This is a genomic window from Pseudoalteromonas sp. L23 (assembly GCF_021728455.1).
In the GTDB taxonomy this organism is placed as follows: Bacteria; Pseudomonadota; Gammaproteobacteria; order Enterobacterales; family Alteromonadaceae; genus Pseudoalteromonas.
In genome coordinates this window covers 139,718-154,644 of record NZ_JAKKCW010000009.1, presented here as the reverse complement: position 1 = coordinate 154,644, position 14,927 = coordinate 139,718, and the positions used below count along the sequence as shown (strand labels likewise).

Below are 14,927 nucleotides of genomic sequence, written 5' to 3'. Positions count from 1 at the left end.
TTGTGAATTATTCTCGAACTTGACGTATACTGTTATTTAGACTTGTTTGGGAGGTGTGTTGTGAAAGAAATCCAACCTTCGATGCATACTGGGTTAAACATTTTACATCAAAAATCCGATGAATTGTCCAAGAGTGAACGAGGCGTAGAAACAGCTCGTGCACTTGAACAATTAGAAAAACAACATGGAGTGACTAGCTCGCTAGAAGATGAGGAAAAAAGCAAGGCTAATTTGGTTGAAGAGGTTAAACTCAATCTACAAAAAGTGAATCAGTTTATTCCAGTTACTTCAACTAATTTGCAGTTTGAATTTGATGAACATGGTGACCCTCCAGTAGTAAAAGTGATTGATGCTGGTAGTGAAGAGGTTATCCGCGAAATTCCCTCAGAAGAGTTTCGAGAGATGGCTAAAGCTCTTGAGGAATTTGCCGATAAAGTAACTAGTAGAGGGCTGTTGTTTGACAAAACAGCGTAAGGTTTTTAGGAGGTAGTTTATGCCATTAATCACATCTGCGGGTGTAGGCTCAGGACTTGATTTAGAAAGCATTATTAAAGCATCCATTGATGCTGAAAATGTGCCTAAAATGCAAGCATTTGCAAAAAAGCAGGAATCTCTAAAAGTAGAGCTTTCAGCAGTAGGCGAAATTAAGTCGGCTATCTCCACTCTAAAAGATACGATGGAAAAGTTAGCTGATCCAGATAACTTTGGTAAGCGGATCGCCAATATACGGCAACCGAGTGGCGGTGATATTATCAGCGTGACACCAACATCAGATATTTCTACCGGTAATTTTAAAATTGCTGTCAAACAATTGGCGGAAGGCAGTAGGGTGATATCGGCAGATGCCGCATTCGACTCTTCTGATGCAGTAGTGAGTGCCTCTGGCGGGACTCTAACATTTGGCGCTGGAGCAGATAAATCCTTTACGCTAGACGTTACAGCAGGAATGACATTAGCCGAATTAAGGGATGCTATCAATGCATCGGATTCCAACTTTGGCGTTACAGCTAATATCGTTAACACTGGGGATACCAGCGTTGGCTCCAAATTAGTTTTGACATCAAATGTAACTGGTGATGGTAATAACCTAACGATTACCTCCGATACTGCTGAACTAGATGCGATAAGTACTACCGCAAATGGTGGTGGAACTGGTGGTATGACTTCGGTTCAAGATGCACAAAACGCTATTATTACTGTTGATGGATTAGAAGTGACAAGTGACACTAACACTTTTAAAGATGCAGTACAGGACATGACGATCAAGGCGCTAGAGTTAAGTGAAGGGAATGACACTGACGGCTATGAAACTGCGAAGTTGAATATTGACTATGATCGAGAGTCTATTAATACATTAATAGACGAATTTATAAAGAACTATAACAATCTAATCGGTAATATTGCTTTTCAAACTAGGTCAAGTAAGCCTCTTAATGGTGATTCTTCTATGCGAACATTGAATGATCAACTAGTGGCGACACTATCTACCCAACTGACAGATGCAGGACCATTTGAATCAATTTTTGATATAGGTTTAGGTGTAAAGAAAGATGGTTACCTCGAAAAGTCCTCTTTAGTTCGTAGCTTAAATGAAGCAATGGATGAAAACTTTGATGATATTGGCGCGGCTTTTGCAGGAGAAGGGGGAGTGGCCAAACAACTTGAAGAGTTGTTAGGTAATTATGTTGATTCTAGCGGTATTCTAAAGCAAAGAGAAAATAGCTTAAATGGTCAACTAGATGATTTGAAAGATGATGTTAGTAACCATGAATACAGGATGCAATCTTTGGAAGAAAGTTTGCGAAAAAAATATGCTGGTCTTGACGTGTTAATTGCTCAAATGCAGCAAACCCAATCTTATTTGGGAGCTCAGTTGGCAAACTTACCAGGTTTTACAAAGTCTAAATAAATTTAGGAGCAACGATTATGTATAATGCTCGTGTCAAAAATTATCAAAAGGAAGCGCTAAAAACTCGGGTAGCGGGCGCTGACCGTTATGAAATTATTCAAATGCTTATGGCTGGCGCAGTGGAAAAGCTTGTACTTGCTAAAGTTTCAATTGAGAAAAAGCATCTAGAAGCTAAGGCTGAGCACTTATCAAAAGCTTCGGCCATTATAGAAGCTCTAAGGGGTAGTCTGGACTTTGAGGTTGGCGGAGAAGTAACTGAAAACTTGTTCGCACTCTATTCATACATGTTAGATAGATTGATCGATGCTTCTATAAAGAATGATCCTTCATTAGTTGAAGAAGTAAGCAATTTATTGAAAGAAATAAAATCAGCTTGGGATGCAATCCCTGCAGATATTAGACATAAGACTATTGCCGAGAACCAAGACAACTACAATGTTGGATAGCAAAATAGCTTTGTTGCAAGAAAAGGTTACGCAGTTGCAATTGTGTATTCAAGAAGAAAGGTTGGATAATGCCCTTGAAATTGACAAGTCAATTTCAAAGCATTTGAAAGCCATTTTTTCTGAAGAACTGGTTACTCGGCAGTCTGATTTTGATCAGCTGAACGATATAGTTAGCTGTTACGAGCAGTTGCTAGTTAGCCTCATAGAGCAGCAAAATTCGACTCGCAATGAGCTTGTTAAGCACGCTCAAAACAATAAGAAAGTACTTATTTATAAGCAATTTCGATAATATGACTAAAAAAAAATCCTTAGAAAATCAAATTCAAGAGTTGTCACAGATTGCTGAAGCCTCTTTGGACTTATCTAAAAGGGAAGCTGAATTTGCTGTTGAGGCAAACCAACGTTTCACCAAAAACTTAAACTGTTTTTCAAAATACTATCCAGCTATCGCAACAGCTATTTCCGATTACCAAGTTGAACCAACTTTTTGTTTGCATGTGGAAGCAGATGGCTTTGCGAATATTGATATGCCGGGGAGTAACGCTAGGTTCTACTCTAGTTCACCATCTGAGCAAGTTGCTAGCCAAGTCGAAAAGTCCATAAAAAATCCATCATTTACTCTTACTGAGTATACGAAGGGTGGAGGCGATCTGAGAGATGAGCGAATTCATGTTCGTTTCATGAGAGAGTTGGCTGTTTATCTTCGCAGTGTTAAGGAAGCTGGTGAAGCTGAGGCTCTAAAAGTGTTGCCTTCGGAGTTCCCCACAGCGATGATTTTCGGTGTTGGCCTTGGATACCATATTCCAATGCTTCTTGAACACACTAGTTTTAGTTACACTTTCATCATAGAACCAGACTTTAAACTATTTTTTGCAAGCTTATTCTGTATTGATTGGTCAAAAATAATCGAAGATGTGGACGAAAAAGGGAGATGTCTATTCTTCTATATTGGATGCAAGCCTGATGAATTATTGGGTGAATTGAAAAAGACTTCAGAAGATATTGGTGCTTTTTCAATAGTGAGAAGCTTCTGTTATCAACATTATCCCTTGCCACAAATAAATGAAAGTATCGCAAACTTCTTTAAAGATTATTTTCAGTTTCAATTTGGGCACGGCTTTTACAACGACGCGGTGACGGGTCTTTCTCATTCCTATCTGAATGTAACAAAAGGCGTGCCTTTCTACGATGCTAAAAATGCGCCTGTTGAGGCGCTTAAAGATATTCCAGTATTGGTAATAGGAAATGGCCCATCACTTGATGAAGCACAGGATTTTATCAAGCGAAATCAACATAAGGCAATTATCTTCGCATGCGGTACTGCACTACCTTCTCTACTAAAAATGGGTGTCACACCAGATTTCCATATCTTAGTTGAAAGGCCTTATAGAAATTATCAGGCTGTATTAGATATGGCTCCTAAGGAAGTTTATAAAAACATTAATCTACTTGGAGTGAATACTGTTTACCCTGATACGGTGGATTTATACGATTGGGTCGGTTTTTCGTTAAAAGGAAATGAAGCTGGCACAGATTTTATAAATGTCCAATTAGCCATGAAAGGCCATGGTGGACTGTCTACTACAGCGTACTCAAATCCTTTAGTTGCAAATACAGGCTTATCATTTGCTTTACATTTTGGATTTAAGAATATTTATCTGTGTGGCGTGGATAATGGACGTTCACAAGCTGGCGAGACGCATTCTAAGTACAGTGTATATAGCCAAAAGGATAGTAACTCATCGTTTAAATATGTACCTCAAGGGTCGGATGGTAGCACATTACCAGGTAACCTTGGTGGTGTTGTGAAAACAAATGAGACCTATAGGATGTCTCACCGTCAGTTGGAAGACTTAATTGCGTTAAAACCTGCAAATATTTTTAATATCGGCGATGGCGCTTTTATTAAAGGCACTATTCCAACATCACAAGAGGATTTAATTGATCTAAACAGTGATCTAGATAAGTGCTTTATTATTAATCTCATTAAAGATCAATTTGAAGACCTGGGATTAAACAGCCTTGATTTTGATGCTTTGGGCAAAGAGCTGATTGTGGAAGCATTCGAGCACCTTACTTCTATAGCCGAAGAAGACATCACAACAGTGCAAGAAGCTGCTGATAATTTGAAAAGGCAGGAGCGTTACTTATATGCGTTTAGGAATACGCGATTTAGCCACATATTTCATATTATAAAGGGATCATTACTCTATTACCATTGCCCCATGTTGACGAGCTTGTATAAATACCAAAGCGAGCAAGAAAACCTAAAAGTATACCGAAAGCTAAATAAGCTATGGTTAAGCTATTTGCACGAAATGTGCACACACTTTATGACCAAAGGATTAGATAAGTGTGATTGGGAGTTTTATTAGGTTTGAGGTTGGAAGGCTGAGCGCTAATTTTAGCTACAGCTTATAAGCATGGCGTGGCGCTAAAAGAAAAGTGTAGAGTATGCGAAGTTTCTACCCTTTTGGAACTGGCAGTTTCAATTACTGAAATTGCCAGAGAAGTAAAGTCACACTGTGTATGTTCAGATAATCAAACCTGAACGGTTCTCTTTAGGAATTTCCCATTTTGCTATGACAACATGTCGCAGTGCAGCGAGCCAACAGAGAACTGTGACTGATGGCAACAATACAGTGTTTTGTCTGCGATGTTGACTTCTGTAATTATAAAAAACTCTGTGTTTATGCTCGGTGTAGAACTCTCTAACTGGTAACGTTCTGACTTTTTTTGCTTTATCAATTGTGGCATTGCTCAGCAGTTTTGAGTTTGGGTGTACTTTACCTTCGAGTTGGGGAAGAACTATATTGATGAGCTAAGCGTCTTCTATAGCAAGATGAGGCCCAGACGACGCTCGCTTGAGTTTAGTTCCAATTAAACAATATGATACTTACTTATCACCTTTTTGTATTACTAAATCAATAGTTCTATGTACGATCTCTAAAGGCAGATCTGGATAAATGGGAAGGCACAAAACTTTATTACTAATTGAAGAGGCGTTAGCCAAGCTTTTAGAATTATATATTGTATCTAAAGTCGGATAAAAATACCTTCTAGGATATATTCCTTCTTGTTCTAGGACAGATATTACATTAATCAGAGACTGCTCACTTTTAAATACTAAAGGAAAGTAAGCGTAATTTTTATCTGTTTCAGTACGCCATAATTGTAATTGAAAGATATCTTTAAACGCTTTGTGGTAAATATCCCATATTAATTTCCTGCTATGTAGAATGTGATCTAATTTAGGAAGTAAGGATAACCCCATTGCGGCTTCAAACTCATTCATTTTTGCATTTGTACCAATCCCTCTGATAGCACCATTCTCCTGAATGCCAAAGTTAATGATTTTTCTTATTCTCTCAGCCAGTGTATGGTCGTTTGTGAAAATAGCTCCACCTTCTATTGTGTGAAATAATTTTGTCGCATGGAAGCTAGTAACTGATAGCGTCCCGCTATTAAATATAGTTTGACCTTTATAGTTTACTCCAAAACAGTGAGCGGCATCATAGATCACTGGTATATTGTAACGACTTGAAATATCCTCAAACTTTTCTATGTTACAAGGGTTCCCATAAACATGTACCGGCATAATTGCTGAGGTATTTTCATTGATTGCCTTCTCTACATGGGCTGGGCAAAGGTTGAAAGTATCTAGGCAGATATCTGCGAAAGTAGGTGTTTTTCCTGTGTACGTGATTGCTTGAGATGTTGCTGCAAATGAAAATGGTGAAGTGATAATCTCGCCACCATCTGCTACGGCGTGTATTGCAACCTCTAGTGCTGAGGTTCCGCTGGAAACAAGAATAACGTTTGGGCAGCCCAAGAGTTGGGATAGTTTTTTTTCCAGTTGTTGTACTAATGGACCGTTATTAGTCAACCAGCGAGATTCATAAATTAAATCGATGTAAGCATCAAAAGTTGCTCTGTCTGGTAAAACGGGCTTATGAACATAGACCATAATGTTACCTCAATTTAAAAAAAGCTGCTGAAGGTAATGCTTGTAGTCTTCAGTCAAATTTTGGTTTTTATCTAATATCTCTGACGGGGTTAGCCAACCATTTCGCCAGGCTATCTCTTCTAAACATGCAACCTTAAAGCCTTGCATTTTTTCAACCGTGGCAACAAATTGTGATGCTTGTAACAGACTATCGTGAGTACCTGTGTCAAGCCAAGTAAATCCACGCCCTAAAACTTCAACACACAAGTTGTCTTTTTCTAGAAATGCTTGATTTATAGGTGTTATTTCTAACTCCCCTCTACTAGATGGGGAGAGCTCCTTTGCAATATTAGTTACACAATTAGGGTAGAAATATAATCCAGTCACAGCATAATCAGATAAGGCCTCTGTAGGCTTCTCAACTATTGATTTGGCTTTATTATCATTATCAAACTCAACAACTCCAAAACGAGAAGGATCGTTGACTTGATATGCGAAAACTGTTGCTTGATGTGCTCTTTTCACGGCATTAGCTAATTTAGGACTTAGACCGTGACCCCAAAAAACATTATCTCCTAATATCAATGCTACATTATCATCAGCGATAAAATCGGCCCCAATAATAAATGCTTCGGCTATTCCGGATGGTTTTTCTTGGATCTCATAACTTAGATTTATCCCGAATTGTTCTCCATTTCCTAATAAGCGCTTGAATAAAGGTAAATCATTATCTGTTGTGATGATTAATATCTCTTGGATCTTCGCTAGCATGAGAACTGAAAGAGGATAATAAATCATGGGTTTGTCATATATCGGGATTAGTTGCTTCGATATGGCTAAAGTGCTCGGGTATAAGCGAGAGCCGGTCCCCCCAGCGAGTATTATTCCTTTCATCAATTATTCCTCATAGCTTAAATAGTTTGCCATCAAGCTTGATATTTTCTAACAGATCATCCCACATGAGCAATTGCTTATACCAATTCAAAGTGATGCTTTGAGGTGTTTTTGTGAGCGTTTTCTCATTTAGGCGTGTTGATAAATCAACTACCGCTTTCTTAGCATCCCACTTGGGTTCCCAGCCAATTGTTGATTTGATTTTGTCAAAGTTCACTTGGTAACTTCGATGGTCAGGATCACCATACATTTCAATATCTACCGTAGTATTTAGATGTTCTTTGAATGTATCTTTGACGATAATCGCCAGTTCGCTAAGTTGATAGTTTTGAGCGTTAGAACCAGCATTAAAGACTTGCCCGTTGATATCCTTAACATCTGCCTGAAGTAATTGGCACATAATATCTGCTGTGTCTTCTACATGCAGCATAGGACGATATTGTTTACCGTTACGCATGAGAGGAAGTATCTGCTTGCTGAATGCGCCATAGACCATACCATTTATAGCTAAGTCAAAGCGCATGCGTGGGCTATAGCCATAGATGGTTGCTTGACGTATAACCGTGACACAGAAGTTTTCATCGGATAGGGGTAAAATCTGCCTTTCTGCTAGCTCATTTGCCTGCGCATAGGTTGTTAAAGCGTTTGTTTCTGAGTTTTCATCAACAATTCCTTCTTGGAATCCATATATACTGCAGCTTGATGGCAGGATATAACGTTGAACGCCAACTTCTTTGGCTAGTGTCGCACACCTTAAACGACCATGGCAATTTATGTCCATTGTGATGTTTTCAAAGAGATCGCCACTTGGGTCATTGGATATTGCAACAAGGTCAATAACAGCAAATACGCCTTTTAGTTGTTCTTTAGTTATCTGGCGTGAGTCGAGTTTTAGCTTAATTAAATTTGGGTGATCGTCGAGATTATCACCGAAGAAAAACCTATCCACGGCAATCACTTTATAGTTATGGTTAAGTAACCATGGAACTAGAATACTACCAATGTAACCAGATGCTCCAGTCACCAAAACAGACTTCATAACATTAATGCTCCTGTTTACTATTTGAGAAGATGTTTGAATGTATATACTCTAAAGCCAATGTGATATTTTGTTGTGCCAACTCATAAATGGATTTGTGCTTTAGATCAAAAAAGTATTTTCCATCGCTTGACTGCTGAATAAGCTTTGAAAAAAGCTCATGTTCTCCCTTTTTGGCAAAATATAGAGCAGCAGCGTAGTGGTAGTGCATTTTACCTTTACTAACTATAGTCTCATCACATCCTAAGGTGAGGGCATAATCACACGCGGCAAGAATGTCATGTAAGCACTGTAGGCGGCGCTGGTTTGATTTTGCATTCAGCCCGCTGTAACTTTCAGAGTGTTGTCTATATGCCCCTAAGACTTTGTTAATTCGGCCTATAGTACCTTTGGATGATGTATGTATATGATAATAGAAGTCCTGTATATATTTTATGTTTGCAGGAAGTAAGTTAATTTTAAAAGCATCCTTAACAAACATTTGGCTGGAAGCCGCTAGAAATGTACCGTACTGAACTAAGTGTTCCATCGTCGCTTTTTCAGGAATATAGTCTCGGTTGTAGAAGCGACTAAAAAATGTTGTTCCTAGACTTTCTGAATTCTTATCAATCAAGTTCACATCATGATAGCAACAACTACAATCAGGATTTGCTTCGAGATAATCATATTGGCTCTGTAATTTACCGGGGAGCGCTACGTCGTCTCCATCAAGGAAAGCAATATATTTACCTTTTGCAAGTTTACATGCCAGTTGTTTAGTTGAGTCCGACCCCTGATTTTTAGATTGCTTTATAAACGTTATTATAGGATTGTTATCGGCATATTTTTGAATAATACTGGAAGATCGATCAGTCGAAGCATCATCGACAACTATAATCTCGAAATTAAACTGTGTCTGTTGGCTTAATATACTTGTAATACACTCTTCAATATATGCCTCGAAATTGTAGCAACTAATTGCGACTGAAACGACAATTTCACCCATTATTTTCTTTGCTCCACTCGAAAAGATTTTCTAGCTTATCTGCAGCGTTTAAATCTTTGATTGAATCAATCTCAAACCACTGATGCGCTACTTTACAAGCGACAATTGAAACCCCTTCTTCAACTAATGCTTGTAATAGAGCTGTCATATCTAGTTTTGCAATCTGAGCTAAAGACAATTTCGCTAAATAGTTTTTGATATGACTCCAACCATCTTCGCTTACTTTTATAAGTCCTAAGAATTGGCCTTCAATTTCATCTAAGTTGCTTGGTTTGCACCCAATCTCTATGATCTTGTTACCAGCAAGTTTCAATGTTTCTGCATCAGATAATGGGTCGTCAAATCGCAACTTCCATTGCTCAAGCCAATTTGGGTCATAAGCAACCACAATGTCACCGGCGGACTGTGATAAAAGAAGTAAATCATTTGGATGATAGACTATATCTGAGTAGGAAATAACAACATCCTCTCTTTGAAAGATGCTATCAGCTTTTAATAATGAGCTGACCATGTTTGATTGATGCCATTGCTCGTTGATAAAGGTCTGTTGAAAATAATGTTTGATTTGTTCTGCATGGTAGCCCAACACTGCTGCTTTCATGTTGACACCTGCGAGATCCTGAGCTTTCTGCTGCCAATAAAGGATTGGCTTGTTCTGGACGACAGTCATACACTTAGGTTTTGTTTCTGTTTGGTGCTCTAGTCTAGAGCCTCTACCAGCTGCTAAAGTCAGTACTTTCATTATTAACCTTAAAAAATAGCTTATTAATTAGTTCTACGTTGAAGTCTTGAGCCTTATTATTACGTTCTGGGTGCCACATTATGCCTAACCAGTTATACTTTTTATGTCGAAATGCTTTGATAACTCCATCATTTGCTATGCTTAACGGGGTATATTCCTCAGTACAATAATCGAAACCATAGTCGTGATAACTATTTTGAGATACTGTAGTACATCCGAGTGTTATAGAGTATTGCTTCTGTACATGGCCATCTACCTTTTTTAATACTCCACCCGATATGGTATGCATCGCCTGCATCCCTCTGCAAACGCCTAATATTGGAGTGTCTTTATAATTAGTTAATATAAAATGTTCCAGTTCACTGCGAGGATCGTTTGCAAAATCAAATGTAAAATCACCCCCTCCAGATAAGATAAAGGCATCTGGTTTTAATGTCTTGAGTAACTTTTTGGCTGACAACATATGATTGGGTAATATATGTACCGAACAATCAAAGTTAGACAATAATTTAAACCAATTATTATCTATGCTTGTATGCGTTTCTTGATGTTTTGCCTGAGTTAGCTGCGCTACTAAAGCAACTCTCAATGTCATTTTATGATCCTTAATTGCTCTGTTGAACATGAGATCTCAATTGTTTTTGATTTGGCTAACTCATTAAACCTTTCTTCGCCAACCCCTATTACTGCCGGAATATCCATTTCATTGGCTCTGATAGCCATATGTGAGTTACAACCTCCATATGCAGTGATAAATCCCGCTATTCTATGAGAGAAAATCCAGTCATAGCCCGGATCAGCACTTTTTATCAATACTATCTTTCCGGTTAAACTACTTTTGGTTAACTCACAAATAGTGTCAGCAATAATACTTCGCTGTGTGATAAAATTAGGCTTTAATTTAGGGGACTTGAAATAATCAAAGTCTATAATACTAGTCAATAGAGGAGGGAAGTGGAGTTGCTTTGCTAACTGATAACGTAACTTACCTTCTTTTATTGAACTTGCTAATAGCGAAGAGAAATCATCGGCGCTGGAATACGACTTATATATAATATCTATGTTTGCGTATGACAGTGATTCTCTTGAATATCCATATTCAGCTCCTAAATCTGCAAATATTTCTAACGCGTCACTCAAGGACTTAGAAAAAATAAACTTGGCATATTCCCTTCCCTCTATCGCAGAGCGGATAAAGTGGAATAGAGAATCTACATTGTGAGATAAGTTATGTTCTTCGATTGCCTCATGCAATCTTACATATGTGTCATCATCGATCGTAAAATCAGCTGAATTACTATGTAGGATACCTTTTTCTGAATTAATGAAGTATTCCGCGTCCTCGCTGTCATACCTCGGTGAGGTAATTTCATATGTTCCAGGTCTCAAGTGACCATATTGATTCAAGAAGTTTTTGACTGGCATTTTACTGAAATCTTCACTCATTTGCCCACTGACAGTTTTTAAAGAGTTCAAAAAAGAGTTAACCTGTTCTTGAGTCAGTAGTGATTTGTTGACCATCGAGTTCAGCAATTGAATAGCGATAAATCCAGCACGAGCCAAACCTGCAAAAGGTAGAGTCCCATAGCGTTTACAGTCCTCCAAAAGCCAATATATTTTAAACTCCTTGGATTCTATGCTTTGTAGCACTTTCTTTTGTCTTTCCTTTAGTTTCTCTATTTTGTGAAGGTCTTGAAGCCACAGTCCTGATCTTGGATTAATGATTTGATTGGTCAGCGATAGTAGGTGCTCTTTCAGTGTAGATAACTCTGAACGACTAAAGCCAGCTTCCTTCATTTCCCCAAGTCTATCCTCGATGTCAAAAGTATAGCAGCTCTGGACTATTTCAAATTCAATTTTGTCATGATTGTTTGGTTGAGCTTCTAGCTGCGTAATATAATGTTCAACCAATTTATCGCATAAACTATTTGGCAAATTTTTTGGTAAAAATGAGTTAAAGCTAACTCGGACATCAATATAGGGAAGACCGAAGAAATCTATTAATAAAGGGAAGCTTCTTAAGTTTTTATAACCATAGTTGTCCCTTTGATATGCCCAAGTCGAGTCTGTCACTAGCTCTTTGTATAGACTTAAAGAAAGTGGCTTTGGTCTGACACCTATTATTTCTGCTGGATTCCAATCTGGCATAATGCCGAAAATGGACTTCTTGCCGTGAATTAAAGGTGAAGGTGATGATAAATTAATAAAGTGACTTTTTGCCTTCGAAATTGCCTGTTCGACCTTGCTTGGATTTATCGAGGTGTTGCTATGTACGAGCAGTGGCCTGACTTGAAGTAACCATATATTATTTTTTTTATCTATGGCATATTCAATATCTAGGTGTTCACTTTTAAATTTATCTTCTAGCTCTTTTGCTAGCTTTACTATTGGTACATAAAATTCTTGTCCATCAGAATAACTAGCGTTTCTTCTTATATAATATGTGTCTACGAGACCTTTTCCGGATGTTACAAGATCATTCTCGCCTGAAGCATCGTCCTCAACTATGTAATACGGGGCTCCAGAATCAGCGACTTTACTAAACAAAACTCCGCAGTGTTTTATATCCGTGAGCTTTGGCTGGATCAAAACAACTTCACTGTCACCTAAAAAATCTTTGTAGCTAAGAAATACCTTTTCTATTTCCGTTTTAAAGCTTGATTCAAGGCTAACAAAAGCACTTAAAAAAGCCCCTGCATTTGACTGCTGATGGTTATCTTCAGCAGAGCATGAACTTCGAATAATCAGGTCATCTCCAAGCCATTTTAACTTTTCTTTTAACTCGGTTTCACTCATCGAATTAAAATGAGACCAACTTATAATCTCAATTGGTAGAATAGTAGCACTTTCAAGTTTTCCTTGAAGAGATTGAAGAGTAAGTGCTTTATTTTCAAATTTAAAGTTAGACATTGTTCGTTCTTTTTTTAATTTCTTTATAGACAGCTTTTATATTATCTTTCAAACTGTTTTTTGTATCATCTTGAATAATAAAGTCAGGTTTATCTGGGAACTCGGAAGACATTTTTTTGCATTTAATAATTGCGTCCAGTGAGTCGTAATTATCATACAATCCTTTTTGGTTCCTTCCTTTTAATGTGTCAAAGCTAGGGCTAATCAATACTTCAATATAACAATTATTATTTTTTCTATTCCAAAGCTGTACTTCATTAAATAATGACACGGTAGCAACGATAACGACATGACCTTGGTCGCTCATTAGTTTTGCCAGCTTTGAATAAGTTTTTGCAAGAGCCAGTCTATCTGTAGAGTCGTATGAGAAGTTGTTTAATGCTTGTCTTAACTCATCACCATCCAAGGTTACTGGTGTTACTCCATTATTCTTTAGCATCTTACTCAACTCAGAAGCAAAAGTGGTTTTTCCCGATCCGGGTAAACCTGTAACCCAAATTATCATTTTTTATCGCCTCTTATATAATCTTTTAGGTACCACCAATCTGGGTGTTTTTTACCAGTTATAATGTAATCCATATTTTCGAGTAGATAATCTTCAGAGCGTCCTTCATTAAAAATTATTCCATCTTTACTATGAGGTTTGTGGTTTTCTTTGTTTAGTAGTTCATCTAACTTCAAAAGTAGCTCTTCTGAACCTTCGACACAGTAACCTATTTTTTCCCTATCTTGAATGTACTTTATATGAGACAAGTTCTTTTTTAAGGACTTTTGATCAGGAGAGAAAAAGATTACAGGCTTTCCAGTGGTCAAAAAATATGAAAACGCGATAGCTGAAGTATCAGAAATCATCACTGCTGACTTAGCAAAACTTTCAATATAATTAGATTTGTTACTATCTAATATACACCGAGGGTGTTGATGGCATATTTTTATTAATTCTTTAAATGCAATTGCCCTTTTAGTTTCGATTCCTGAAGATACCAAGTCAAGATCTTCTGGGTGAGGTCTAAATATTAAAAACCTATCAGTAAAATGCTCTAGTATTTTGGGTACAAAATCTAGTGCTTGAATTATAGAATATGTATATTTAGAATTTTCTGATGTGAAAAATGAGGAAAGTGTCGGTGCATAAATTATAGCTTTAGATTCAAACTCGTCTTTTATTTTTTCATATTTAATTAAGTTTTGGTCATGCTTTGGATAACCGCCAGGTATCAAAACGACATTATTTGTTAAGTTGGCTTCCAAGCATAACCTTTTATGTAGCTCTAAACTGGGCTGTGAGGCGAGAAATATATAATGATTTTCTGCCTGTTGAATAATGTCAGCTACATGATCACCAAATAACAAAAAGTCATATGCCATATGCATCAAAGTGAGCTTGGTCGTTTGAGCGGGACTGCAAGGATAAAAGTGCGTTGTAATCGCAAGTTCGCTATATTCCTGTGATTGCATGCTCTCTTGACTCATGAGTATATAATTGTCTTTATTTTCAAGTTTGCTAGGGGGCTCGTCACTAAAAACAGTTACATTATAATTTTCCTCTAGGCGTTTTGGTAAACTTCCAGCATGCTGTCTAAAACCACCAGCCCGCCCTAAAAAATAGAACCCGACATTTGTTCTACTTTTATTATTTAACGAAGCGATCTTACTATTCCTATCATTAAAAAAAGAGTTTTCGAACTCAGCAAAGTTGGATAGGTTTTTTTCTAAAGTATTTAAAACTCGTTCTTTGTCTATTTCAAACATGGTATCTAGCATGACAGCGGCTGAGTCATAGACTAATGGTAAAATCCTGTTTTCATCAAGACCAATCTGTATTAGCTCTTGATAAATTTCGCTTAAGTATGGCTCGATGGAAACGGCAATCAATATTGTGGATATTTCGCTCGGATTTATTTTATCGAAGCTATTAATATTATGGTCTCTATATGGTTTTTTTTTCTGTCTATCGAATAGCTTAAATTTCACCGAGTTGTTCATGAGAATATTAGCTGTTTTTTGACCGAAAGAGCCTGCTCCCACAATCGCAATCATTGGTTGCACTATATTT

Annotated in this window: 14 protein-coding genes; 5 read left to right on the top strand and 9 right to left on the bottom strand. The window is 37.5% G+C overall.

Annotation, left to right across the window (positions count from 1 at the left end):
* Positions 1–60: 60 nt before the first annotated feature.
* The 5 genes from L3V43_RS15715 to L3V43_RS15695 are packed head-to-tail and all read left to right on the top strand — an operon-like array spanning position 61 to position 4,730.
* On the top strand, positions 61–474 hold the full coding sequence (locus L3V43_RS15715; protein ID WP_237116882.1) for a flagellar protein FlaG: 414 nt from the start codon (positions 61–63) through the stop codon (positions 472–474).
* 19 nt (positions 475–493) lie between these two features.
* The gene (gene fliD / locus L3V43_RS15710) at positions 494–1,909 is read left to right on the top strand and encodes a flagellar filament capping protein FliD (protein WP_237116883.1); all 1,416 of its coding nucleotides are present in this window, start codon (positions 494–496) and stop codon (positions 1,907–1,909) included.
* 17 nt (positions 1,910–1,926) lie between these two features.
* Complete coding sequence (gene fliS / locus L3V43_RS15705; protein ID WP_237116884.1) at positions 1,927–2,355, top strand: flagellar export chaperone FliS; 429 nt, start codon at positions 1,927–1,929, stop codon at positions 2,353–2,355.
* Positions 2,345–2,644 carry a hypothetical protein gene (locus tag L3V43_RS15700; protein WP_237116885.1) on the top strand — a complete coding sequence of 100 codons (300 nt, stop codon included), beginning with the start codon at positions 2,345–2,347 and terminating at the stop codon, positions 2,642–2,644. Before fliS ends, L3V43_RS15700 begins: the two co-directional genes overlap by 11 nt.
* Before the next feature lies 1 nt (position 2,645).
* Entirely contained in the window at positions 2,646–4,730 is a 2,085-nt protein-coding gene (locus tag L3V43_RS15695; protein ID WP_237116886.1) for a 6-hydroxymethylpterin diphosphokinase MptE-like protein, read from the top strand.
* A gap of 521 nt (positions 4,731–5,251) precedes the next feature.
* On the opposite strand, the gene L3V43_RS15690 is transcribed toward L3V43_RS15695, so the two are convergent.
* From L3V43_RS15690 to L3V43_RS15650, 9 genes are read right to left on the bottom strand one after another with little or no spacing between them, the layout of a single operon-like run.
* A complete protein-coding gene (locus tag L3V43_RS15690) occupies positions 5,252–6,322 on the bottom strand; it encodes a DegT/DnrJ/EryC1/StrS family aminotransferase (RefSeq protein WP_237116887.1) in 1,071 nt (356 codons plus the stop codon).
* Between the two features lie 9 nt (positions 6,323–6,331).
* Positions 6,332–7,195, bottom strand: coding sequence for a glucose-1-phosphate thymidylyltransferase RfbA (gene rfbA / locus L3V43_RS15685; RefSeq protein ID WP_237116888.1), 864 nt, complete (start codon positions 7,193–7,195; stop codon positions 6,332–6,334).
* A gap of 10 nt (positions 7,196–7,205) precedes the next feature.
* Positions 7,206–8,234: an SDR family oxidoreductase gene (locus tag L3V43_RS15680; RefSeq protein ID WP_237116889.1), complete on the bottom strand. Its 1,029-nt coding sequence runs from the start codon at positions 8,232–8,234 to the stop codon at positions 7,206–7,208.
* A 4-nt stretch (positions 8,235–8,238) separates the two neighbouring features.
* Entirely contained in the window at positions 8,239–9,219 is a 981-nt protein-coding gene (locus L3V43_RS15675; protein WP_237116890.1) for a glycosyltransferase, read from the bottom strand.
* Positions 9,212–9,889, bottom strand: coding sequence for a hypothetical protein (locus tag L3V43_RS15670; protein WP_323054430.1), 678 nt, complete (start codon positions 9,887–9,889; stop codon positions 9,212–9,214). Before L3V43_RS15670 ends, L3V43_RS15675 begins: the two co-directional genes overlap by 8 nt.
* Positions 9,890–9,932: 43 nt before the next feature.
* Positions 9,933–10,556: a gamma-glutamyl-gamma-aminobutyrate hydrolase family protein gene (locus L3V43_RS15665; RefSeq protein WP_237116892.1), complete on the bottom strand. Its 624-nt coding sequence runs from the start codon at positions 10,554–10,556 to the stop codon at positions 9,933–9,935.
* On the bottom strand, positions 10,553–12,871 hold the full coding sequence (locus L3V43_RS15660) for a PEP-utilizing enzyme (protein ID WP_237116893.1): 2,319 nt from the start codon (positions 12,869–12,871) through the stop codon (positions 10,553–10,555). Before L3V43_RS15660 ends, L3V43_RS15665 begins: the two co-directional genes overlap by 4 nt.
* Positions 12,864–13,376: an adenylyl-sulfate kinase gene (locus tag L3V43_RS15655; RefSeq protein ID WP_237116894.1), complete on the bottom strand. Its 513-nt coding sequence runs from the start codon at positions 13,374–13,376 to the stop codon at positions 12,864–12,866. The genes L3V43_RS15660 and L3V43_RS15655 overlap by 8 nt, the downstream gene beginning before the upstream one ends.
* The gene (locus L3V43_RS15650; protein WP_237116944.1) at positions 13,373–14,911 is read right to left on the bottom strand and encodes a CDP-glycerol glycerophosphotransferase family protein; all 1,539 of its coding nucleotides are present in this window, start codon (positions 14,909–14,911) and stop codon (positions 13,373–13,375) included. Before L3V43_RS15650 ends, L3V43_RS15655 begins: the two co-directional genes overlap by 4 nt.
* Between the last annotated feature and the right edge of the window lie 16 nt (positions 14,912–14,927).